The sequence below is a fragment of the Lysinibacillus sp. FSL K6-1151 genome, from assembly GCF_038630755.1.
GTDB lineage: Bacteria > Bacillota > Bacilli > Bacillales_A > Planococcaceae > Lysinibacillus > Lysinibacillus fusiformis_D.
In genome coordinates this window covers 4,149,846-4,172,851 of record NZ_CP152040.1, presented here as the reverse complement: position 1 = coordinate 4,172,851, position 23,006 = coordinate 4,149,846, and the positions used below count along the sequence as shown (strand labels likewise).

Below are 23,006 nucleotides of genomic sequence, written 5' to 3'. Positions count from 1 at the left end.
ACTTGCTTTGAACATTGTCAATGGAATTTTCAGCAATACTTGTACTCATTGAGTAATCTTAAATTAATATGCAAATGCATGTTTAACATTCCTATTATAACGCAAAAAATACTTTTATGCCTGTGCATATAGTTGGGACGACAATTAACATAAAATGTTTCAAAAAAATCATGTTTAGACTTATAATGTAGTGAAGAATGGGGTGATGGTTGTGGCTAAAAAATTAAAGTCAGCTGATGATTTTATGTATCATATTTATGTTCATATGAATGATGTAGATAAATTTGTCATTTTTAGCGGGTTAAAATTCCCGCAATTTGTGGCTGCACTTGAACCACTGCATCACTTACTGTTATTAAAACATTCCTATGAAGACGGTTCTTTTAATATGCATACACAATTTGAATATGTCTTGGAAGATGAAGTTCCTCGTTTTGTGAAAAAATCAGCAGAGTCAAAGGAATTGTGTTGGGTTGATTTTATGGACGAAAAGAGGCTAGATCATCTGACACCAATGGAACAAGGAGAATTGCTTTACATAAGTCATAAAAAAGAACCGATTACGTCTGCATTTTTTAACAAATTACAAAATAGATTTGTCTATTATTCTTCAGATCAAGAGAAGATGACAAAAATTTATTTTCGTCATTTAAGTGATTCGGATTTATTGGTTGCCAATGTATTTAATAGTTTAATTCGTGAAAAGGAACGGAGTACTGGTTTTTGGCGTCGAAAAGTAAAGGCGAGTATTCCATCTATATCGCCCGATTTTTTACGATCTTACCGATCCTTTGCTAAGGACGGAGCGTTATTATCTTTGTACAGAATTGAAAAACCAAAGGTAGCCTATGGTATAGAAGTTCGCAACCTATCAGAGTATTCATTTCCTGATGAAGTTTGGGATGACTTAAATACGATCCTGAAAACGGAACATGATGAATTGATTTATATTATTTAATCTTCATAACAGTAATGATTTTTGCGAAAAAGCGACTATCAAATGAAGATCAGTTGTTGGCAGATATTCCGAATTTTGAATTGAGCCTAGACAATTTAAAAATTAGATGCAACTAAGGCATAATCAATGAAATGTCAAAATCTCACCGTCAAAAATTACGGTGAGATTTTTATGTCATTTGTCAAGACGTTTCATGATAAACTAATAGTACTCAAGAAGTATGTGGAGGGCACAAAAATGAAAAAAAGAATCGGTTTATTATACGGCGGAAAGTCAGCGGAGCATGAGGTGTCATTATCGACAGCTCGTGCAGTCACTGGAGCTTTGAATTTCGAGGAGTATGAAGTATATCCGATTTTCATTACATCTGACGGGGAATGGCGACGTGGAGAACGTTTAGAAAAACCTGTAAGTGCAATAGAAGAATTACAATTTGGTGATAATGCCACAATTTTAGAAAATAATATTACTGATTTTTTAATCGATGAAAAAGGCAATACGGTGCAGTTTGATGTTATTTTCCCATTGTTACATGGAACAAATGGTGAGGATGGAACTGTGCAAGGATTACTGGAAGTACTGAATTTACCGTATGTAGGAAACGGTGTATTAGCATCTTCAGCTGGTATGGATAAAGTGGTGATGAAGCAATTATTTGAAATTGCAGGCTTACCACAAGTGCCCTATACGTACTTTATTCGTAGTGAGTGGAAAAACGAGCAACAGACCATCATTGAACGATGTGAACAGGGCTTGAGTTGGCCGATGTTTGTGAAGCCTGCAAACTTAGGTTCAAGCGTTGGGATTAGCAAAGCAACTAATCGTGAGGAATTAATAAAAGCAATTGAGATTGCTCTGCAATATGATCGTAAAATTGTTGTAGAACAAGGTATTATGGCTCGCGAAGTTGAACTAGCCGTGTTAGGTAATGATTATCCTGAAGTTTCGGTGCCAGGCGAAATTAAACCAGTCACTGAATTTTATGATTATGACTCGAAGTATAAGGACGGTTCTACAGCCCTTATTATTCCAGCGGAGCTGCCAGTGGAAACTGTGACAAGCTTAAAGGAATTAGCAAAACGTGCATTTAAAGCAATAGATGGTAGCGGTTTAGTTCGTGCCGACTTTTTTGTAACGGCTGAAAATAGCGTTTACATCAATGAAGTGAATACAATGCCTGGTTTCACGCCTGTAAGTATGTACCCATTATTATGGCAACATACAAATGTGAGCTATCCAGAGCTGATTGACCGTCTCATTAAGCTAGCAATCGAACGTTACGAAGAAAAACAACAGCTTCACTATAAAAAAGACTGAGTGGGATTATTGTGAAAAAAACATTAAAACAATTAGCTGCATGGTTAAATGAGGATATGGCTGCTTTTGGCGATACCGTTGTATCAGGAATTTCTATCGATACAAGAACAATTCAACAAGGAGATCTATTTGTGCCATTTCGTGGCGAGCAAACAAATGGGCATCAGTTTGTTGTTCAAGCATTTGAGAAAGGTGCGGGAGCTTCACTCTGGCAAAAAGATGAACCAAATCCTCCAGAAGGTTATCCTTTACTATTTGTGGATGACTCAGAAGTAGCTTTACAGGAAATGGCAAGAGCCTATCGTAATGAACATAAGGCGAAATTTATCGGCATTACAGGTTCAAATGGTAAGACATCCACAAAGGATATTTTAGCGGGTACACTTGCGCCATTTTTTAAAGTACAAAAGACTATTGGGAACTTTAATAATCAATTAGGGTTACCTATTACAATTTTACAGCTTGATGAAAATACAGATGTTGCTGTTCTTGAAATGGGTATGAGTGGTTTTGGTGAAATTGAATTTTTAACGAAGCTTGCTCGTCCACATATGACGGTTATTACTAATATCGGCGAGGCTCATATGCAGGATTTAGGGTCACGAGCAGGTATAGCAAAAGCAAAATTTGAAATTATTCAAGGGATGCAGCCTGATGGTCTATTATTCTATGATGGTGATGAACCGCTGCTCCAAGAATTGGTGGCCAAGGAACAGCACTTACAAGCAGTGCCGTTCGGATTAGAGCCAGGTAATCTTTTATACGCTGAAAATATTCATGCTAATGCGGATGGCAGTCACTTTACTACGCATGGAATCATTGAAGGCGACTTCTTTATTTCAGTTCTTGGTAAGCATCAAGTAAAAAATACATTAGTGGCGATGTTAATTTCTCATAAGCTAGGTTTAAACAATGAACAAATTCGTACATCCTTAGAGCATGTAGTCTTAACAGATATGAGGATGCAACAAGTACAAGGAACAAATGGAGCACTATTTATCAACGATGCCTATAATGCAGCACCAACCTCGGTGAAGGCTGCTATTCAATTTATGGCTTCCTCTACAATTCGACCTGAAAAATGGCTTGTGTTAGGAGATATGCTGGAGCTTGGACCGAATGAGCAAAGTTTTCACGAAGGGCTAGCAGCATATATAAATGAGCATGAAATTGATTATCTCTGCTTATTTGGCCCTCGGATGGCATATCTTTATCAAGTATTAAAAGAGCGCTTTGAGAAAGAACGTTTACTGTATGTAGCAGATGATTATACGGCTATTATTGAAAAGCTAAAACTAGCGAATGAATCATCTATTGTTTTACTTAAAGGCTCGCGTGGTATGAAATTAGAGACGATCTTAAATGCATTTACGTCACAGTAACCAATGAATCGGTGGGATTAGGCTCACCGATTTATTCATTGTTAAACGAGGTGAGGACGTTGTCAGTAGGTGTACTATGTATTCATGGATTTTCAGGTGGACCTTATGAAGTGGAGCCATTCACAACATACTTACGGGCACAGACAAATTGGCTAATTGTAGAGCCGACGTTGTCAGGGCATGGAGAAGAATTACAAATGAGTGGTTTTACAGCGAAGCATTGGTTAATGGATGCCGAGCTTGCCTTTCGATCATTAGCTAAAAAAGTAGATGAGGTAATCGTCGTTGGTTTTTCAATGGGGGGAATCATAGCATTATATTTAGCTAAACGTTATAAAGTAAAAAAACTCGTATTATTAAGTGCTGCTGCAAAGTATGTCAGTCCCAAACAGTTAGTCAATGATTTTAAAGTGCTTGCTACAGAGGCTTACCACCGTAATTTGACGAATAACGAACTTTTTTTACGATACCATCATAAGTTTAACAATGTGCCTTTAGCATCCACAATAGAATTTATGAAGCTGGTTAGAATGGTGGAACCTTATTATCAACATATTCAAATTCCTGTTTATATCGTGCAAGGGAAATTGGACGGAATAGTGCCCTATCATACGGCGCAATTCCTTTTTGATAAATTAGCCTCAAAAGATAAAATTTTGTATTTTTCTGATAATAGCAAGCATCATATATGTTTTGAGGAAGATTGTTCTGAATGGTTTCCAAGGGTTTTAACGTTTTTAAGGGATAAATAAAGTAGTCAGATTATTACGACTCATGCGTTATCGTTGCATAGGATTTAAAGCCATGTTAGACTAGTGTAAGCAATGGATACATTTTGTGCGAAGACTCTTCATATTTGGTTGAAGGGTACTTTTTTTTGAACACAACGGTTTTATTCTAAAGTGAATAATTACGACAGAATCGAACCGCTCGGTAAAGACCGGGCTTTCCTTTTCATATAAGAGAGCTCTATATGGACTATCATGTAGAGAAAATTTTTAAGTAACGGAAACGTTCCACTACACAGGCTCGAATTTGCCGACAACTTCATCTGAAAATGTAACCATTTGTCAACTTAAAAGGAAAAAAAGGAGATTGAGAAGTTTGACAAATTTTTCAGAATTAAATATTAGCGAATCTACATTACGCTCAGTAAAGCGTATGGGATTTGAAGAAGCAACACCAATCCAAGAAGGTACTATTCGTTTTGCGATTGAAGGCCGTGATGTATTAGGTCAAGCACAAACAGGTACTGGTAAAACTGCCGCTTTCGGGATTCCACTAATTGAGAAAATTGATCCAAAAAACCCTAATATTCAGGCGTTAGTTATTGCTCCAACTCGTGAGTTAGCGATTCAAGTTTCAGAAGAGCTATATAAAATTGGCTATGACAAGCGCGTAAAATTATTATCAGTATACGGAGGTCAAGAAATTGGCCGTCAAATTCGTGCACTGAAAAATAGACCTCAAATCATTGTTGGTACACCAGGACGTATTATTGATCATATTAATCGTCGTACGTTAAAATTAGAAGATGTTCAAACATTAGTATTGGATGAAGCAGATGAAATGTTAAACATGGGCTTTATCGATGATATTAATTCAATCTTAGAAAACGTGCCTTCTGAACGTCAAACATTACTGTTCTCAGCAACAATGCCACCAGCAATCCGTAAAATTGCAGAAACATTTATGCGTGATCCAGAAATTGTGAAAATTAAAGCAAAAGAATTAACAGTTGATAATATCGATCAATATTTTGTTAAGTCTGCTGAACGTGAAAAATTTGATGTTTTATCTCGTTTATTAAACGTTCACCAACCAGAGCTTGCTATTATTTTTGGTCGTACAAAACGTCGTGTAGATGAGCTTGCACAGGCCCTATCTATTCGTGGCTATTTAGCTGAGGGTATTCATGGTGATTTAAGCCAGGCGAAGCGTATCTCCGTATTACGCCAGTTTAAAGAAAATAAAATCGATATCCTTGTTGCGACGGACGTTGCCGCTCGTGGACTTGATATTTCGGGTGTAACACACGTCTATAACTTTGATATTCCTCAAGATCCTGAATCTTATGTTCACCGTATTGGACGTACAGGTCGTGCGGGTAAATCAGGTCTTGCCGTAACATTTGTAACACCTCGTGAAATGGGTTACTTACGTATTGTAGAAGAAACAACGAAAAAACGTATGACACCTCTTCGCCCACCAACAACTGATGAAGCATTAGAGGGTCAACAACGTTTAGCTGTGGAAACACTGGAAGGTCTTATTGCTAATAACAATTTAGGCGATTACCGCACACTTGCAGCGGAAGTACTAGATAATCATGAAGCAATTGACGTTGTTGCAGCTGCTCTACGTTCATTAACGAGAGAGCCTGATGATACACCAGTAACAATCACAGAAGAGCGTCCATTACCAATGCGTCGTGAGCGTTCTAGCAGTAACCGTAGTGGCGGTGATCGTGGCCGTGGTAACCGTAGCTTTGGTGGCGGACGTCGTGACGGCGCTCGCAGTGGGGAACGTCGCAATAGCGGTAGCAGTAGCCGTCGAGAAGGCGGACGCCGTGAGGGAGGTCGTAGAGAAGGTGGACAAGGTCGTTCTCGCTCTCCACGACGTCACGAAGGTTAATTTTAACCGAATACACTAATTCTTTATGATAAACCTTACAGTCATAGTGGCTGTAAGGTTTTTTTTCAGCTATAGTTGAAACAAAAAGGTGAGTAAATCCGTATACACCTAATGAAGAAAGAGGGGGGAACGATATTGAGAGCACAGCCGATTCATCAAATTTCCCGAAAAGGGTTAACTGTGTGGCGTTTATATGGAGTCATACAAACATTGGTGTTATTCATTGTAGCAGGGCTAGTAAGCTATGGTACATATTATTTGGAATGGCCGTCATTTATTTACTTCATAGCTGGGGGAGTTGTAGTTCTAAGTGCAATACTATCCATTTTTGTATTCCCGAAAATAAGATGGGAACGATGGCGTTATGAGGTTCGTGAACATGAAATCGAAGTACAACATGGTTTATTTGTTGTGAAACGTACATTAATACCGATGGTACGTGTTCAACATGTTGATACAACACAAGGACCGATATTGAAAAAATACGACTTAGGTAATATTTCAATTTCAACAGCAGCAACTGTACATACGATTCCTGCGCTTGTTATGGACGAAGCAGATATACTTCGTGCTCGCATCTCTGATTTAGCAAGGGTGGCGGAAGATGATGTCTAAAGAAATTAATCGTTTACATCCAGTATCTGCAGTTATTACGAGCGTTAAGGCATTAAAAAGTATGATATTACCAATTGCTATTATTATCATAGGAAACGGCTTTAATTTTTCTTTGAATTTTCATAGTGATCATTTTTTTGATACCATTTTACTTTTTGGTGTATGGGGAGGCGCGGCACTTCTTGCACTTATTGGGGGCATCATAAAATGGCGGACATTTGTTTATTGGTTTGAAGACGGGGAGTTACGCATAAAGTATGGATTGTTTGTTAAAAAGAAGCGTTATATTCCTTTTGAACGTATACAAAGCTTAAATTATAACGAGGGGATTTTTCATCGCATTTTTGGTTTAGTGAAAGTTCAGGTTGAAACAGCAGGTAGTAAGGGAGGTAAACCTGAGGTCGAACTGACAGCAATCCGTAAAGCGGCAGCAGATGTTATTGAATTAGAAATGCGTCGGGCTAAAAATGGGGTAGATCAACAACAAGATCAGGAAGAAATCCAAGTGATAGAGGAAGCTGTCTCCATTCCAACGATTTACCATATGTCCATACGTGATTTACTCGTTTTAGCAACAACATCTGGTGGGATCGGTGTCGTACTATCAGGTCTTGCAGCAATTGCTTCACAGTTTTCCGATATTATTCCTTATGAAACAGTATTTCATGAACTAGCTGATTTTGTGAAAGTCGGTGCATTTTTAGTCGCTTTAACAGCGATGTTCGTTTTAATTGTAGCTTGGGTTGTATCAGTGGTCATCACACTGATTAATTACTATGATTATACAGTCCGAATTGAAGAAGAAAAATTGATTATCACCAAGGGACTTTTAGAGAAAAAGCGTATTACTTTACCGCTGAATCGAATTCAAGCCATTCGTATTGTTGAAAACCCTTTGCGTCAATTAACAGGCTTTGCAACGGTGGTCGTTGAAAGCGCTGGAGGTAACGGTGAAGATGGGAATGATAAAAAGATTACTTTGTTTCCACTCATTAAGAAGCAGGATTGTTTGCACACATTAGAGCAGCTTTTCCCAGATATGAATTGGCATCCTTCGTTTATTCGATCACCAAAAAGAGCAAGACCATTCTTCTATCGAATTGATTTTATTTGGCTAGTTCCAATTATGGGTGCATGTAGTTATTACTTTTATCCGTATGGACTGTTGTCATTACTGTTAATTCCGTTAACAATCCTAATCGGAATATGGCAGCATAAAACAGCAGGCTATCAAATTGATGGAAAGCAACTGGCTATGCAGTATCGAGTATTTAGTCGTATTACATTGATTGTGGAGAAAAAGCGAATTCAATCCATTCAAAGTACACAATCTTACTTTCAAAAAAGAAAAAATGTTATGTCTATAAAAGCAACAGTCATGTCTGGAGCAACTGGTACAACGGGAAGTGTATCAAGCTTAGAGCAACAGGATGCAGAAACAATCTTAACTTGGTATGAACATTAATGAACTAAAAAGCTAATCCCTTCAATTTTATGGAAGGATTAGCTTCATAGTGTTGAAAAACAAAAACATTTATATAGAATTTTTGCGAAAGGTGAAAATGGATTACTGTTGCAGGCTACTTGCTTTCCTGTGAGCGAGCGCCGAGCCGCTTCCTCCGTGCAGGGGCTCGTCTGTCTCGCTATCCCACGGGAGTCAAGTAGCCTTCCACTCCAATCCATGAAAATGGTACCTTTTTAGAAAGGTTTTCTAATAAAGTGAAGTATTCACTACTCTTTATGGAGGGGTGTTGCCACTCATTACTTCTCCACATCGAACATAAGAGGCCATCCTTTCTCCAATCATACAAATAATGAGCTATTCGGCTCATCGGACGCTCCCTGGAAAGAACGCTAACGGAAGGGAAATTAACTCCTAGCCTTTCGAAATGGCTGTTTCTGCCATTGACATCACCTTTTTTCAACAACATGAAGCTAATCCTTTCAATTTTATGGAAGGATTAGCTTTTTTAACTATAAATATATGTGAATGCTGTTTATAATAAAATAAATAGAACAAAAGGGGTGGGGGACTTTGTTTAAATATGATATTAATGAAAGCGCTTATTTAAAGCTATTAGACTTGAGTGATGTAGATGAATTATTTGCTTTAACTGACCGTTCAAGGGATACATTACGTGAATGGCTGCCATTTGTAGATAGTGTTAAAACTGTAGAAGATACAGAGCAATTCGTCAAAAAGGCTATGCAACAATATGCTGATCATAATGGTATACAAGCAGGGATTTACTATGATGGAGAGCTTGCAGGCGTAATTGGCTATCATCAAATCAACTGGCAGCATAAATGGACAAGCATTGGCTACTGGCTAGGAAATGAGTTTGTGGGGAAGGGGCTCGTAACAAATTCAATGAAAGCATTGATTGATTATGCTTTTAATTATTTAATGTTAAATCGTATTGAAGTACGTGTAGCGGTAGGGAATATTCGCAGTCGTACAATTCCCAAAGTATTGGGCTTCCATGAAGAAGGGCGTTTAAGGGATGCAAAGTGGCTTTATGATCATCATGTTGACCAAGTTGTTTATGGCTTAACCGCCGCTGAATGGAAAAAGGTTAAGATGGCAAATGAGGCCACTGTGATTTTATAGCATGTATTCGTTCTAATGAAAAAGGAGCAACTCCATGATTGAGCTGCTCCTCTTTTAAGTTTTATGGTCTACCCGACATCTTTTGTTTACGCCAGCTTAAAATTCTTTTTGGGTGTAAATAGACAAGTCCAAGAATGAAACCTGTTACTAAACCGCCTAAATGTGCATAAACATTCACATTTGGTTGAAGAAATGTCATGATGACACTTATGATGATGATTGGTAAGATGAGCTTACGAAGCATTGGCATTGTACGACGTGTATAGTAAACTAATGCCCCAAAAGCACCAAAAATTCCAAAAATAGCCCCACTTGCACCAAGACTCGCATAACTACTATCATAGAAGATATAGGTTGCCATGTTGCCTACAATACCTGAAACCAAATAAATTGTGATGAAGCGTGCTTTACCTGCGATTTTTTCAAGCTCTGGACCAAAGAGATATAAGGAAAACATATTAAAAAACATATGCATAAATCCTGCATGTAAAAACATTGCGGAAAAGACACGCCACCATTCACCATTTTGAATCAGGAAATTTGCTTGGATTCCGTAATTCCACAAGAGTGTTCCGACGCCGGGTATAAGAGACAATACATAAAGCGTTAAGTTAATTGCTATTAAAGTTGAAACAATAGGGTAATACTTTGTATATTGCTTAAAATTTTCTGTTCTACTAAACATGGCTCCACCTCAATTTACAATTATTATACATGCCTTGTTGGAAATAGGTAAAGGAGAAGGTCACATGATTAAGGGAATTGGTCTCGATATTGTAGAAATAGATCGTATTGAAAAAGCCATGAAACGTACAGATAAATTTAAAGATCGCATTTTAACAGTTAAGGAAAAAAAATTATTTGACGGTCATTCAGAAACTCGTAAAATAGAATTTTTGGCAGGGCGATTTGCTGCTAAAGAAGCATTTTCGAAAGCGCTAGGAACAGGCCTTGGGGAACAATGTAAGCTTCATGATATGGAGATATTAAGAGGAGAGGCTGGCAATCCCGTCTTATATTTTAAGGAAGAGCTTGTCAATGGATTTGTTAGTATTACGCATTCTAAACAATATGCGGCTGCTCAAGTAATCTTATTAGAATAGTACTTAACTTGTCTAAAAGGTTGGCTTATAAATTTAAATATATTGCCCTTTCTTCAAATGACATAACTGACAAATACGGTTCATATATTGTCGTAGTGGATTTGAAAGAAGAAAGGGTGAAAGCGTGGGCAACCGTATAGTTAAATGGCTCGTCTTACTTTGTACGATATTACTTCTGTCGGCATGTGGTGCAGCCTCACAGGAAAAAGTGTTGAAGAAAGTGAATGGTAAATGGGCAGAAACAAATGGTTATGAGTTAAATGCATCGATGGAGATTAAATCTGGTGGTGAGCCAAGAAATTATGATGTGACAGTATGGCATACAAAACCTGATTTCTATCGAGTAGAAGTAGTCGAAAGTGGGAAAGATGTTTCTCAAATGATTGTGCGTAATGCTGATGGCGTTTTTGTAGTAACACCGACATTAAACAAAATGTATAAATTCCAAAGTGACTGGCCAAAGAAAAATAGTCAGGCTTACTTAATTGGAGCGCTAGCAGAAGATTTAGCAGAAGATAAAAATCTTGTCATGAAAGAAGAAGAAAAAGCATATATATTTGAAGCGGCTACTAGAAATAGCTATAAAAATAGTATGCCTCATCAAGTCATTACGGTAGATAAGAAAACTTTATTGCCAACCTCTGTAGCGATTATGAATGATGTGAAGGAAGAGCAAATTCGTATCACCTTTAAGAAAATAAAATTAGGTGTGCAACATGCTGCAAAAGAGTATGCTGTTGAACAATTCACTGATAAAGATAGCACGAAAGGTGAACAAGCTACACCTGCTGACAAAGAGGGGCAAGAAGGAAAAGATGAAAAAGAAGCAGTTGGTGCAGAAGTTGAATATCAAGAATTCCAAACACATTATCCTGTTCTAAATTGGGCACAATTAGCGAATGAAAAAGTTGTGCAAGAAAATGGTATGGAACGTGTTATCCTAACTTTCGATGGTGAAAAGGCATTTACAGTTATGCAGCAACCAGTAACAAAGGAAAATTCAATGTTACCAGTATCGTCACCTGGTGATCCAGTTGACTTAGGCTATACAATAGGAGCTATTACAGATACATCGATTAGTTGGGAAAAAGATGGTGTTGAATTCTTTGTAGCTTCAAGCAAGTTGACGCGAGAAGAGATGATTGAAGTTGCTACATCTATGACGATAAGTAGTATGAAGTAACTTTGCTAGCTACAGCTTTCAGAAATATGAAAGCTGTAGCTTATTGACAATATGAAATAAGATCTCACTGTTTAGAAAATGTTAAGTTATTTCCTTTAAAGTGAGAGTTCTGGAGAATGGAACAATAACATTGTGTGGACAAGCTAAATAGACGTACTAGAACAAATGTATGTCATACATAGTGTTTTAATTAAAAATAAAGAGGGTATTCTTATGAAGACACAGCAGTATTTTCGACCAACCAAAGCAATGATAGACTTGCAAGCAATCCAACAGAACGTTAAAAATTTAAAAGAATTTTTACAACCTAATGTTCAAATTATTGCTGTAGTAAAGGCAAATGCGTACGGCCATGGAGATGTAGCCGTTGCACGGGCGGCACTTGAGGCTGGTGCCACAATACTTGCAGTGGCAACGCCCGACGAAGCATTACATATACGAGCACATTTTGAAGAACCAGACATACTAATATTAGGTGCATCTCCTGTTTCCTTTGCTCCTTATGCAGCACAACAGCGTATTATTCTTACAGCATTTGCTAGTGATTGGATTCAACAAGCAGCTCCTCTTTTAGTGAATGAAGAACTTCCTTTGCGTCTACATATAAAAGTAGATAGTGGAATGGGGAGACTAGGCATTCGCTCAGAGCAAGAGCTAGTAGAACTATACGAAACCATACAGTCTACAGCTAATGTGGAGCTAGATGGCATATTCACTCACTTTGCGACAGCGGATGAAGAAAATTCGACACATTTTAATCAGCAAGTGCAGTTTTTTGAGAAGTGTTTATCAGTCATGCCTTTAAAGCCGCGACTTGTTCATGCATCTAATACGGCAGCTTCATTAGTGAAAAATTCACACCTACAGTATGATGCTGTTCGATATGGGATATCGCTGTATGGATTATCTCCTTCTCCCTATGTGGAAAGCATTTTACCATTCCCACTAAAGCCTGCCTTCTCGCTTGAGAGTGAACTTGTTCATGTGAAGCAAATCAAAGCAGGTGAATCAGTTGGCTATGGCGCTACGTTTACTGCTCAGACGGAGACGTGGATAGGAACTATTCCGATTGGCTATGCAGATGGCGTAATTCGTAAGTTAGGTGGACAAGAAGTATTGGTTGATGGACAGAAAGTGCCGATTGTTGGACGAATTTGTATGGACCAATGTATGGTTGCGCTACCAAAAGCATATGCTATAGGTGAGAAGGTAACACTCATTGGTCAACAAGGACAGCATGTGATTTCCATCGATGAGTGGGCTACAAAGCTTGAAACAATTAATTATGAAATACCATGCATTATAACAGCAAGAGTTCCTAGAATATACTTTTAATGAACCTTCATTAGAATTAGTTACTGATACACAGTACACATTCTCTCAATAGCATTCACTGTAATGTGTAATGAACAACATTCCAATGTAAAAGTTGAATTTGGTAAATAAATTAGCACTGGAGAACTTATTTCTTTTCCAAACATAAAGTAACTCATATTTGGAAGAACATTGCAATAATAATTATTCAGCATATACCTTCGACAACCAACATATTTTTACAATTTGTACTTCAAATTGTCAGATATTTTGTCATTTCATGTCTTTTCAACAATATCTTTCAATGATAGAATGAGAAGTAATGAAAAAGTGTATGGTTCCGTTGGAGGTGCTTGCTGTGTACGAGAAAAAGTTAAGAGAAGCTACAATTGCTGTTCAAGACAGACTATTTCTACAAACAAAGGAAGTAATTGAAGGTGAATCTTTTGTGCGTACTTTGGCGCGCAAAAATTTAATGCAGGAGCAACCAAATCAAATACGGGAAGCTATGATTAAAGGATATGTTGAAATGTCTCATATTAATTTAATGATTGCAAGTGAATGCTTGCATGCAGAATATGAAGCACAGCATATGGTGGAGCGTCTCGTTAGCGGGGGATGACACTTTGAATGTAAAACGTGGTGACGTTTTTTTTGCAGACTTATCACCGGTAATAGGTTCTGAACAAGGAGGCACTAGACCGGTGCTGATTATTCAAAATGATATTGGCAATCGATTTAGTCCGACTGTCATCATCGCAGCTATCACTGCACAGATTCAAAAGGCAAAGTTACCGACACACGTTGAAATCAATGCTGAAAAGTATGGTTTTGAACGTGATTCGGTTATTTTGCTAGAACAGGTGCGGACAATTGATAAGTCAAGATTGACGGATCGTATTACGCAACTTGATCATGCTGTGATGGAAAAAGTTGATGGAGCGTTGATGATTAGTTTAGGTCTAGTTAAATTTTGATATACATATGTGTATAGAAGCATCGAGATAATAAAATCTCGGTGCTTTTTTTGTTCTCTATCGATAATTTGAATTTACTATTTATCTTGATTCAGCTGGCCAACTCTCCATAAAAGTTCAATTTTGTTAGATAAAACCTCTGGCAGAAGTCACAAATTTTGAAGAAAAGTTTTTCGAGCAGCTTCAATAAATCGGAGCTAAATTCCGTTGAGGCGTAATTGATAAATAGTACAAAAAGCTTTAAGATATATTCAAGATTTTTAATAAAAATAGATTTTTGAAAAAATTCTTAAAAGGTATATGAAAATTTACATAGAATATTCCATTAATAGAGGTTATGAAGTTTAATTTAAGTCCAGCAGGTCGAACTATAGTGTAAGAGTATAACACTGTAAGGAAATGGAGGGACAGCAGTGACATGTAAGTCTTCGGTTGAAATTATTACAGAGTGGGATATTGTGGCAGCAAGACAACTGGGGCGTAATGAAGCAAGAGCACTTGGATTTGGCACTGTTGATCAAGCTCGTATAACCACAGCAATTAGTGAATTAGCACGAAATATATATTTATATGCGAATATAGGGACGATTGAAATTGAAAGGGTTGAGATAGATCATGAAAAGAAAATAGTCGTTATTGCAACAGATAAAGGACCTGGGATTCAAAATGTTCGCAAAGTAATGGAGGATGGTTATTCTACTTCAGGAGGGCTAGGAGCTGGTTTACCAGGTGTTAAACGATTGATGGACAGTTTAGATATTCAATCTGTCATGGGAGTGGGTACAACAATAAGGGCGGAAAAATGGTTGCGTTAGGACGTGAAGAAATTGAAACAATTAGAAGCTCAGTATAAAAAAATATTATCAGATTATATGGTCAGCCAAACTGAAAGAAATTTATATATTGCTCAAAATTTCACGCGTCAGTTAATTCAAAAAAATATATCCCCAGAGGATGTTGTTAGTATTCATAAAAATGCTGTTGAACAAATATTTCCTGATCAAATGAGTGAATCACAGCCAGCCTATGATTTTCTTATTGAAGTGATGGTTCATTATGGGATGGCACATAGAGAGCATCAAAGCTTACTTCAAAAGCAAGCTGAATACGAGATGGAAATGAAAATTGCGACAAACATTCAAAAAACGCTATTGAAAACATATGTGCCGCAGCTAGAAAGTATTGATATAGGAATGATTTCAGTTCCTATTCGTAGAATGAATGGTGATTATGTACATTTTTTTCATGATGGTGAAGAATATTTAAGTGTGGCAGTGACAGATGTTGTCGGCAAGGGAGTTCCTGCTGCGTTATGTATGTCGATGGTGAAATATGGGCTTGAAACATTAGGATATGCATATAAAGATCCTTCCTATGTTTTAGAAGTCATTAACAGGGTAATTGAAAAAGGTGTGGACGACAGTATGTTTGTTTCTATGTTTTATGGATGCTTAGATGTACAACACAATATCTTTTCTTATGCCTCGGCAGGTCATGAGCCAGCGTTACACTATATTGCCAAGGACGATCGATTCTATTCTTTGGAGGCTAAAGGCTTATTACTCGGTGTTTTACCTGAAACAAAATATTCGTTTCATGACATTGTTTTAGAGGACAATGATTTAATTATTATGATGACCGATGGTGTGACTGAATTTAGAGCACAGGAAGACTTGAATTCTAGAGAGGTTATTACAACTTTAATAAAACAAAATAGACATTTAACAGCCCAGCAGTTGTGCCAACTTCTTTATAAGGAAATAGAGAAAGCTCAGAATTTTAAACTATCGGATGATTTTACTGTCGTTATTTTAAAAAAATAGGTTTAATTATTAATAAAATAGGGAATAGACAATAGTCTAACAAATATGGTGGAGGTGTGCTATATGGACGTAACGATATATTTTAAAGAGATTGATCATAAATTATTTGGTTTTGTTGAAGGGGAAATCGATACATTTACCGCGTCTGGTTTAAGAGAGGAATTAGAAGCGGTAAAGATTACAGACGGATTAGAAATTGAACTTGATTTATCAAAAGTAAATTACATGGACAGTACAGGTCTTGGGATATTTGTTGCCTTTTATAAAAGAGCATTACGTGAAAATGGCAAAGTGAAGCTAGTTGGTTTATCGAATAGATTGCAAAGATTGTTTGAAATTACGGGTCTAAGTGATTTGATGGATATTGAAACTGATAAAAAGGTGGAATTAAAATAATGAAGGAATTTGACTATATTGAAATTAGAGTTCCTGCTAAACCGCAATTTGTCAGTGTCATTCGATTAACTGTCTCGGGCTTAGCTAGTAGGATTGGCTTTAGTTATGATGATATCGAAGATTTAAAAATTGCTGCAAGTGAGGCTGTGACAAATGTTGTTCACCATGCTTATAAGGATGAAGAAGAAGGTGAAATTGTCATCGGGTGTGCTTTGTATGACAATAAAATGGAAATGATGATTGCGGATTATGGCAACAGCTTTAATTTCGAAGAGATCAAGTCTAAGATTGGACCGTATCATCCTGAGGAAAGTATTGCAGGGCTAAGAGAAGGTGGCTTAGGACTTTATTTAATGGAAACTTTGATGGATGAGGTGATGATCAATAACGATGGTGGCGTAACTGTCTTCATGACAAAGTATGTCGCTAGAGAGCAGGTGGAAAAAAATGTCGAAAGAATCACTACATAAATCTTCATCCAAGGAAGATATACTAAAGTGGATTGAATTGTACCAGTCAACGGAGGATGATGAAGCGCAAACAAAATTAGTGATTCATTATCGATATCTAGTTGAGTCAATAGCTCGTAAATATTCGAATGGTAAATCTTATTATGATGATATTGTTCAAGTAGGGATGCTGGGATTGTTAGGTGCAATCAGACGTTTTGATCCGAATGTTGGTCGTAGTTTTGAAGCATTTGCTGTGCCAACGATTGTTGGAGAAATCAAGCGTTTTTTACGTGATAAAACATGGGATGTTCATGTGCCTAGGCGAATAAAAGAATTAGGACCGAGAATCAAATCAACAGTGGAGGCGCTGACGATTGAATTGCAGCGTTCTCCTTCTATTCAAGATATTGCTGAGCGATTAGAAGTAGCCGAGGAAGAGGTATTGGAAGCGATGGAAATGAGCCGTAGCTATCAGGCTCTTTCTATGGATCATTCGATAGAGTCAGATTCAGATGGCAGTACAGTCACCTTATTCGATATTTTGGGTAGGGAAGACGATGGTTATGAAATGACTAATAAACGCATGATTGTTTCAGAGGCGCTTGTTGTGTTAAATGAAAGGGAAAAACAAATTATTCAGCTTACATATTTAGAGCAACTTAGTCAAAAAGAAGCTGGAGAACGATTAGGAATTTCTCAAATGCATGTATCTCGAATACAAAGGAAAGCAATAAAGAAATTACAAGAGGCTATTCTAGCAAGTGGCGGTGTTTCGCTCTAATCTTTCTTTGGGTGTTTTATGTGTTAAACACTTATAAATGGATGAAGATAGTCTACTCATATTCGTCTGAGTAGACTATCTTTTTGCATTTTTAGTAAAGTGTAATGGTAAAATGAAAAGAAAAAGGTAGTGATGATGTGGAACAAAAGCAAATGTTACAGCTCATTGCAAAGGATGTTGTAGTCAAACCAGGGCAAGTAGATGCTGTTATTAAGTTATTAGAAGAGGGAAATACGGTACCATTTATTGCACGTTATCGAAAGGAAGCAACGGGCTCTCTCGACGAGGTGCAAATTAAAGCTGTGGAGGATCGTTATCACTACATACAGCAACTTGAACAACGGAAAGAAGAGGTTATTCGATTAATCCGAGAGCAAGAAAAACTTACACCAGAATTAGAAAAAGCCATACTTGCTGCAACCGTCTTACAGCGGGTAGAGGATTTATATAGACCTTACAAGCAAAAAAGACGTACAAAGGCGACGATTGCCAAAGAAAAAGGATTAGAACCTCTTGCAGAACTTCTCTTGGCGTTTAGTAATGACGCATTAGAGCAGCTAGCAGTTGGTTTTGTGGATAATGAACAGGTTGCCAATACAGAAGAAGCACTAATGGGCGCACGAGATATTTTAGCAGAACGTTTTGCAGATGATGCTGCGATTCGTGAAAAAATCCGCGCCTATTCATGGAAAGATGGAGTCCTTGTAACGACTGTAAAAAATGCTGAGATCGATGAAAAAAATGTTTTTGAAATGTATTACGAGTATGAAGAACCTGTTAATCGCATCGTTCCGCATCGCATCTTAGCGATCAACCGTGGAGAAAAAGAGGAAGTTTTAAAAGTTTCAATCCAAGTGCCAATAGACAGAGTTTTGATGATTATGTGGAAGGAATGGATACCTGCAATTGGCTCATCTCCTGCAATTGCAGAAGTAAAACTGGCAATTGAAGATTCGTACAAACGTTTAATTCAGCCTTCGATTGAAAGAGAATTACGAAACGAATTGACAGAGAAAGCTGAAACACAAGCAATTCATATTTTCTCTGAGAATTTACGTAATTTATTACTGCAGCCACCTATGAAAGGGAAATATGTATTGGGGGTTGACCCTGCTTACCGCACAGGTTGTAAGTTAGCAGTTGTAGATGAAACGGGGAAAATGTTAGAGGTTACAGCTATTTATCCACATCCTCCTAAACCAGATGTAGCAAAAGCGAAAGCTACTGTGAAAGGAATTTTAGAAAAATATCCAATAAGCATAATTGCAATTGGTAATGGTACAGCATCGCGTGAAACAGAACAATTTATTGCAGATGTACTAAATGAACTTACTACTGATGTTGCGTATGTTATTGTCAACGAAGCGGGAGCATCTGTTTATTCAGCGTCAGATATTGCACGGGCTGAATTTCCCGATTTACAGGTTGAGCAGCGTAGTGCTGTGTCCATTGCACGCCGTTTACAAGATCCTTTATCGGAGTTAGTGAAAATTGAACCTAAAGCGGTTGGTGTAGGTCAGTATCAGCATGATGTTTCTCAAAAAAAATTAAATGAATCACTAACTTTTATAGTAGAAACTGCTGTTAACAAAGTAGGGGTTGATGTAAACACGGCTTCTTCTTCACTCTTACAATACGTTTCTGGTTTATCCAAAACAGTTGCAGAGAATATCGTGAAGATGCGAGAAGAAAATGGTCAATTTTCTACACGTGCACAATTAAAGAAGATTCCAAGGCTAGGTGCTAAAACGTATGAACAAGCTATCGGCTTCTTACGTGTCCCTGAAGCAAAAAATCCGTTCGATGCTACAGGTATTCACCCAGAGAGCTATGATTTAGCTGAACAAATATTAGCAGAAGCTCAAATTGATAAAAAAGAGCTAGGGACGCCGAAAGCCGAAGAAGCTATTGCAGCTTTAGATATTCAAAATTTAAGTAGCGTGCTTGGCATAGGTGTTGTGACTATTCAAGATATTGTGGATACTTTAATGAAACCAAGTCGTGACCCACGTGATGCTTTCCCACAGCCTTTGCTTAAAACAGATGTATTAAAAATGGAAGATTTAAAAGTAGGTATGGAACTGCAAGGCACAGTGAGAAATGTGGTGGACTTTGGAGCGTTTGTTGATATTGGCGTAAAGCAAGACGGGTTGGTGCATATATCTAAATTACAAAACAAACGCATTAAACATCCGTTAGAAGTTGTTGCACTAGGTGATATTGTCACAGTATGGGTAGAACAAATAGATGTCAATAAAGGGCGTATTTCTTTAACAATGCTTCCGCCTAAAAATCAAACATTATAATTTAAGTAATAAATATTTACCACACTGTCTATACTACACAGTGTGGTATTCTTGTTGTTAGAGGTGATTAATATATGAACAATGAGGAGTTACAACAACTTGTTCACAGCTTATCCTTGGAAAGCTTTCAAAAACCTTTTCAGCATCAGGCTTACTTTAATGCTAGATTACGTTCAACTGGTGGACGATATCTTTTACAATCTCATAATATTGAGATAAACCCGAAAGCCTATGAGTTATATGGCTATAGAGAGATTGAAGGTATTGTACTCCATGAATTATGTCATTATCATTTACATATTGAAGGTAAAGGGTATCAACATCGAGATAAAGATTTTCGAGAGCTATTAAGAAAAGTAAATGCACCTCGATTTTGCTCAGTTTTACAACCCCCTAAAGCTACAACTAAAAGACATCATCGTCATACTTATACTTGTGTCAATTGCCAACAACTATATGTACGGAAAATAAAAATGAATGTTGAGAAGTATTGCTGTAGTAAGTGTTTGGGTAGGCTAATACTAGTGGAATAAAAAATTATAAAAAAATAGTTGACGTTTTGTTGAGTTGTCCCTATAATAGTAAAAGTCGACAAGATAACGACGACAGCAAAACATAGTATTCCGAAGTAGCTCAGTTGGTAGTAGCACCTGACTGTTAATCAGGTTGTCGCAGGTTCGAGTCCTGCCTTCGGAGCCATGGCCCCTTGGTCAAGTGGTTAAGACACCGCCCTTTCACGGCGGTAACACGGGTTCGAATCCCGTAGGGGTCATTTCTTCATAATTTAATTAATACTATTTATTGGTCCCGTGGTGTAGCGGTTAACATGCCTGCCTGTCACGCAGGAGATCGCCGGTTCGATCCCGGTCGGGACCGCCACTTTTTGGGGTATAGCCAAGCGGTAAGGCAACGGATTTTGATTCCGTCATGCCTAGGTTCGAATCCTAGTACCCCAGCCATTCATTTCTTAATTTGAGCCATTAGCTCAGTTGGTAGAGCATCTGACTTTTAATCAGAGGGTCGAAGGTTCGAGTCCTTCATGGCTCATCTTTTTAGGAAAAAACATTGACTTCTCAGATCCTTGTAGTATAATGAGAAAGTTACTGATTGAATGCGGTCGTGGCGGAACGGCAGACGCGCTAGGTTGAGGGCCTAGTGGGGGCAACCCCGTGGAGGTTCAAGTCCTCTCGGCCGCACCAAGTCAATTAATTTTATATTCTTATATGCGCCCGTAGCTCAATTGGATAGAGCGTCTGACTACGGATCAGAAGGTTGTGGGTTCGACTCCTGCCGGGCGCGCCAATTTATAAATCATATTATGCGGGTGTAGTTTAATGGTAAAACCTCAGCCTTCCAAGCTGATGTCGTGAGTTCGATTCTCATCACCCGCTCCAAAAAGGTGTTGACAACTTTCCGGTTGTCTGATAGACTAAAGAAGTTGTCCGAAGAGACAATGATATGAACCTTGAAAACTGAACAAGCAAAACGTAATCAATAAAGTTTTCAGTAACTAGCTTTGGTTAGTGAACAAAACAAAATTTTGGACATCAAAATTGATGCCAGCAAAACAATTTGAGCTATTCAAATTTCTTTTATGGAGAGTTTGATCCTGGCTCAGGACGAACGCTGGCGGCGTGCCTAATACATGCAAGTCGAGCGAACAGAGAAGGAGCTTGCTCCTTTGACGTTAGCGGCGGACGGGTGAGTAACACGTGGGCAACCTACCTTATAGTTTGGGATAACTCCGGGAAACCGGGGCTAATACCGAATAATCTGTTTCACCTCATGGTGAAACACTGAAAGACGGTTTCGGCTGTCGCTATAGGATGGGCCCGCGGCGCATTAGCTAGTTGGTGAGGTAACGGCTCACCAAGGCGACGATGCGTAGCCGACCTGAGAGGGTGATCGGCCACACTGGGACTGAGACACGGCCCAGACTCCTACGGGAGGCAGCAGTAGGGAATCTTCCACAATGGGCGAAAGCCTGATGGAGCAACGCCGCGTGAGTGAAGAAGGATTTCGGTTCGTAAAACTCTGTTGTAAGGGAAGAACAAGTACAGTAGTAACTGGCTGTACCTTGACGGTACCTTATTAGAAAGCCACGGCTAACTACGTGCCAGCAGCCGCGGTAATACGTAGGTGGCAAGCGTTGTCCGGAATTATTGGGCGTAAAGCGCGCGCAGGTGGTTTCTTAAGTCTGATGTGAAAGCCCACGGCTCAACCGTGGAGGGTCATTGGAAACTGGGAGACTTGAGTGCAGAAGAGGATAGTGGAATTCCAAGTGTAGCGGTGAAATGCGTAGAGATTTGGAGGAACACCAGTGGCGAAGGCGACTATCTGGTCTGTAACTGACACTGAGGCGCGAAAGCGTGGGGAGCAAACAGGATTAGATACCCTGGTAGTCCACGCCGTAAACGATGAGTGCTAAGTGTTAGGGGGTTTCCGCCCCTTAGTGCTGCAGCTAACGCATTAAGCACTCCGCCTGGGGAGTACGGTCGCAAGACTGAAACTCAAAGGAATTGACGGGGGCCCGCACAAGCGGTGGAGCATGTGGTTTAATTCGAAGCAACGCGAAGAACCTTACCAGGTCTTGACATCCCGTTGACCACTGTAGAGATATAGTTTCCCCTTCGGGGGCAACGGTGACAGGTGGTGCATGGTTGTCGTCAGCTCGTGTCGTGAGATGTTGGGTTAAGTCCCGCAACGAGCGCAACCCTTGATCTTAGTTGCCATCATTTAGTTGGGCACTCTAAGGTGACTGCCGGTGACAAACCGGAGGAAGGTGGGGATGACGTCAAATCATCATGCCCCTTATGACCTGGGCTACACACGTGCTACAATGGACGATACAAACGGTTGCCAACTCGCGAGAGGGAGCTAATCCGATAAAGTCGTTCTCAGTTCGGATTGTAGGCTGCAACTCGCCTACATGAAGCCGGAATCGCTAGTAATCGCGGATCAGCATGCCGCGGTGAATACGTTCCCGGGCCTTGTACACACCGCCCGTCACACCACGAGAGTTTGTAACACCCGAAGTCGGTGAGGTAACCTTTTGGAGCCAGCCGCCGAAGGTGGGATAGATGATTGGGGTGAAGTCGTAACAAGGTAGCCGTATCGGAAGGTGCGGCTGGATCACCTCCTTTCTAAGGATTAT

General features: G+C 38.8%; 21 protein-coding genes, 8 tRNA genes and 1 rRNA gene. 29 read left to right on the top strand and 1 reads right to left on the bottom strand.

Going from position 1 to position 23,006, the window contains the following annotated elements; all coding sequences use genetic code 11:
• Positions 1 to 205: 205 nt before the first annotated feature.
• From MHI04_RS20165 to MHI04_RS20130, 8 genes are all read left to right on the top strand, one after another.
• Positions 206 to 958 carry a hypothetical protein gene (locus tag MHI04_RS20165; protein WP_036119163.1) on the top strand — a complete coding sequence of 251 codons (753 nt, stop codon included), beginning with the start codon at positions 206 to 208 and terminating at the stop codon, positions 956 to 958.
• A 237-nt stretch (positions 959 to 1,195) separates the two neighbouring features.
• On the top strand, positions 1,196 to 2,275 hold the full coding sequence (locus MHI04_RS20160) for a D-alanine--D-alanine ligase (protein WP_058844727.1): 1,080 nt from the start codon (positions 1,196 to 1,198) through the stop codon (positions 2,273 to 2,275).
• A gap of 11 nt (positions 2,276 to 2,286) precedes the next feature.
• Entirely contained in the window at positions 2,287 to 3,657 is a 1,371-nt protein-coding gene (murF, locus tag MHI04_RS20155; protein ID WP_036119153.1) for a UDP-N-acetylmuramoyl-tripeptide--D-alanyl-D-alanine ligase, read from the top strand.
• Between the two features lie 59 nt (positions 3,658 to 3,716).
• Complete coding sequence (locus MHI04_RS20150; RefSeq protein WP_342504377.1) at positions 3,717 to 4,409, top strand: alpha/beta fold hydrolase; 693 nt, start codon at positions 3,717 to 3,719, stop codon at positions 4,407 to 4,409.
• 352 nt (positions 4,410 to 4,761) lie between these two features.
• Complete coding sequence (locus MHI04_RS20145) at positions 4,762 to 6,291, top strand: DEAD/DEAH box helicase (protein WP_036119145.1); 1,530 nt, start codon at positions 4,762 to 4,764, stop codon at positions 6,289 to 6,291.
• Between the two features lie 135 nt (positions 6,292 to 6,426).
• Positions 6,427 to 6,906, top strand: a complete 480-nt coding sequence (locus tag MHI04_RS20140; protein WP_330493704.1) for a PH domain-containing protein — start codon at positions 6,427 to 6,429, stop codon at positions 6,904 to 6,906.
• Positions 6,899 to 8,371 (top strand): PH domain-containing protein, encoded by a 1,473-nt coding sequence (locus MHI04_RS20135; RefSeq protein WP_089934470.1) that lies wholly within the window; start codon positions 6,899 to 6,901, stop codon positions 8,369 to 8,371. The genes MHI04_RS20140 and MHI04_RS20135 overlap by 8 nt, the downstream gene beginning before the upstream one ends.
• A gap of 570 nt (positions 8,372 to 8,941) precedes the next feature.
• Positions 8,942 to 9,517 (top strand): GNAT family protein, encoded by a 576-nt coding sequence (locus tag MHI04_RS20130; RefSeq protein ID WP_342535127.1) that lies wholly within the window; start codon positions 8,942 to 8,944, stop codon positions 9,515 to 9,517.
• Positions 9,518 to 9,578: 61 nt separating this feature from the next.
• Here MHI04_RS20130 and MHI04_RS20125 read toward each other — a convergent pair whose 3' ends face one another.
• Entirely contained in the window at positions 9,579 to 10,202 is a 624-nt protein-coding gene (locus tag MHI04_RS20125) for a rhomboid family intramembrane serine protease (RefSeq protein WP_036119129.1), read from the bottom strand.
• A 64-nt stretch (positions 10,203 to 10,266) separates the two neighbouring features.
• Here MHI04_RS20125 and acpS point away from each other — a divergent pair, with 64 nt between their 5' ends.
• The 21 genes from acpS to MHI04_RS20020 all read left to right on the top strand — a co-directional run bounded on the left by acpS (position 10,267) and on the right by MHI04_RS20020 (position 22,995).
• Positions 10,267 to 10,620 carry a holo-ACP synthase gene (gene acpS, locus MHI04_RS20120; protein WP_036119125.1) on the top strand — a complete coding sequence of 118 codons (354 nt, stop codon included), beginning with the start codon at positions 10,267 to 10,269 and terminating at the stop codon, positions 10,618 to 10,620.
• Positions 10,621 to 10,744: 124 nt separating this feature from the next.
• Positions 10,745 to 11,803, top strand: coding sequence for an outer membrane lipoprotein carrier protein LolA (locus MHI04_RS20115; protein WP_036119122.1), 1,059 nt, complete (start codon positions 10,745 to 10,747; stop codon positions 11,801 to 11,803).
• Positions 11,804 to 12,016: 213 nt separating this feature from the next.
• Positions 12,017 to 13,138, top strand: coding sequence for an alanine racemase (gene alr, locus MHI04_RS20110; protein ID WP_036119117.1), 1,122 nt, complete (start codon positions 12,017 to 12,019; stop codon positions 13,136 to 13,138).
• Positions 13,139 to 13,475: 337 nt separating this feature from the next.
• Positions 13,476 to 13,739 (top strand): hypothetical protein, encoded by a 264-nt coding sequence (locus MHI04_RS20105; RefSeq protein WP_036119113.1) that lies wholly within the window; start codon positions 13,476 to 13,478, stop codon positions 13,737 to 13,739.
• A gap of 4 nt (positions 13,740 to 13,743) precedes the next feature.
• Positions 13,744 to 14,094 (top strand): type II toxin-antitoxin system PemK/MazF family toxin, encoded by a 351-nt coding sequence (locus MHI04_RS20100; protein WP_004232054.1) that lies wholly within the window; start codon positions 13,744 to 13,746, stop codon positions 14,092 to 14,094.
• 413 nt (positions 14,095 to 14,507) lie between these two features.
• The gene (locus MHI04_RS20095; protein WP_036119108.1) at positions 14,508 to 14,909 is read left to right on the top strand and encodes an anti-sigma regulatory factor; all 402 of its coding nucleotides are present in this window, start codon (positions 14,508 to 14,510) and stop codon (positions 14,907 to 14,909) included.
• Positions 14,910 to 14,921: 12 nt separating this feature from the next.
• Positions 14,922 to 15,917 (top strand): PP2C family protein-serine/threonine phosphatase, encoded by a 996-nt coding sequence (locus tag MHI04_RS20090; RefSeq protein ID WP_271911108.1) that lies wholly within the window; start codon positions 14,922 to 14,924, stop codon positions 15,915 to 15,917.
• 63 nt (positions 15,918 to 15,980) lie between these two features.
• Positions 15,981 to 16,313 carry an STAS domain-containing protein gene (locus MHI04_RS20085; RefSeq protein ID WP_036119101.1) on the top strand — a complete coding sequence of 111 codons (333 nt, stop codon included), beginning with the start codon at positions 15,981 to 15,983 and terminating at the stop codon, positions 16,311 to 16,313.
• Positions 16,313 to 16,783 (top strand): anti-sigma B factor RsbW, encoded by a 471-nt coding sequence (gene rsbW / locus MHI04_RS20080; RefSeq protein ID WP_036119099.1) that lies wholly within the window; start codon positions 16,313 to 16,315, stop codon positions 16,781 to 16,783. Before MHI04_RS20085 ends, rsbW begins: the two co-directional genes overlap by 1 nt.
• Positions 16,761 to 17,546, top strand: a complete 786-nt coding sequence (sigB, locus tag MHI04_RS20075; RefSeq protein WP_036119097.1) for an RNA polymerase sigma factor SigB — start codon at positions 16,761 to 16,763, stop codon at positions 17,544 to 17,546. The genes rsbW and sigB overlap by 23 nt, the downstream gene beginning before the upstream one ends.
• Positions 17,547 to 17,683: 137 nt before the next feature.
• Positions 17,684 to 19,852 carry a Tex family protein gene (locus MHI04_RS20070; RefSeq protein WP_342535126.1) on the top strand — a complete coding sequence of 723 codons (2,169 nt, stop codon included), beginning with the start codon at positions 17,684 to 17,686 and terminating at the stop codon, positions 19,850 to 19,852.
• A 74-nt stretch (positions 19,853 to 19,926) separates the two neighbouring features.
• On the top strand, positions 19,927 to 20,385 hold the full coding sequence (locus MHI04_RS20065) for a SprT family protein (protein WP_036119086.1): 459 nt from the start codon (positions 19,927 to 19,929) through the stop codon (positions 20,383 to 20,385).
• Between the two features lie 89 nt (positions 20,386 to 20,474).
• Positions 20,475 to 20,551 (top strand) — tRNA-Asn (locus MHI04_RS20060).
• A 1-nt stretch (position 20,552) separates the two neighbouring features.
• A tRNA-Glu gene (locus MHI04_RS20055) sits at positions 20,553 to 20,624 on the top strand.
• Between the two features lie 31 nt (positions 20,625 to 20,655).
• Positions 20,656 to 20,731, top strand: a tRNA-Asp gene (locus MHI04_RS20050).
• A gap of 5 nt (positions 20,732 to 20,736) precedes the next feature.
• A tRNA-Gln gene (locus MHI04_RS20045) sits at positions 20,737 to 20,811 on the top strand.
• A gap of 15 nt (positions 20,812 to 20,826) precedes the next feature.
• Positions 20,827 to 20,899, top strand: a tRNA-Lys gene (locus MHI04_RS20040).
• Positions 20,900 to 20,965: 66 nt separating this feature from the next.
• Positions 20,966 to 21,051: transfer RNA gene (locus MHI04_RS20035), tRNA-Leu, on the top strand.
• A gap of 26 nt (positions 21,052 to 21,077) precedes the next feature.
• A tRNA-Arg gene (locus tag MHI04_RS20030) sits at positions 21,078 to 21,154 on the top strand.
• 18 nt (positions 21,155 to 21,172) lie between these two features.
• Positions 21,173 to 21,246 (top strand) — tRNA-Gly (locus MHI04_RS20025).
• Positions 21,247 to 21,443: 197 nt separating this feature from the next.
• A 16S ribosomal RNA gene (locus MHI04_RS20020) occupies positions 21,444 to 22,995 on the top strand.
• The last annotated feature ends 11 nt before the right edge of the window (positions 22,996 to 23,006 follow it).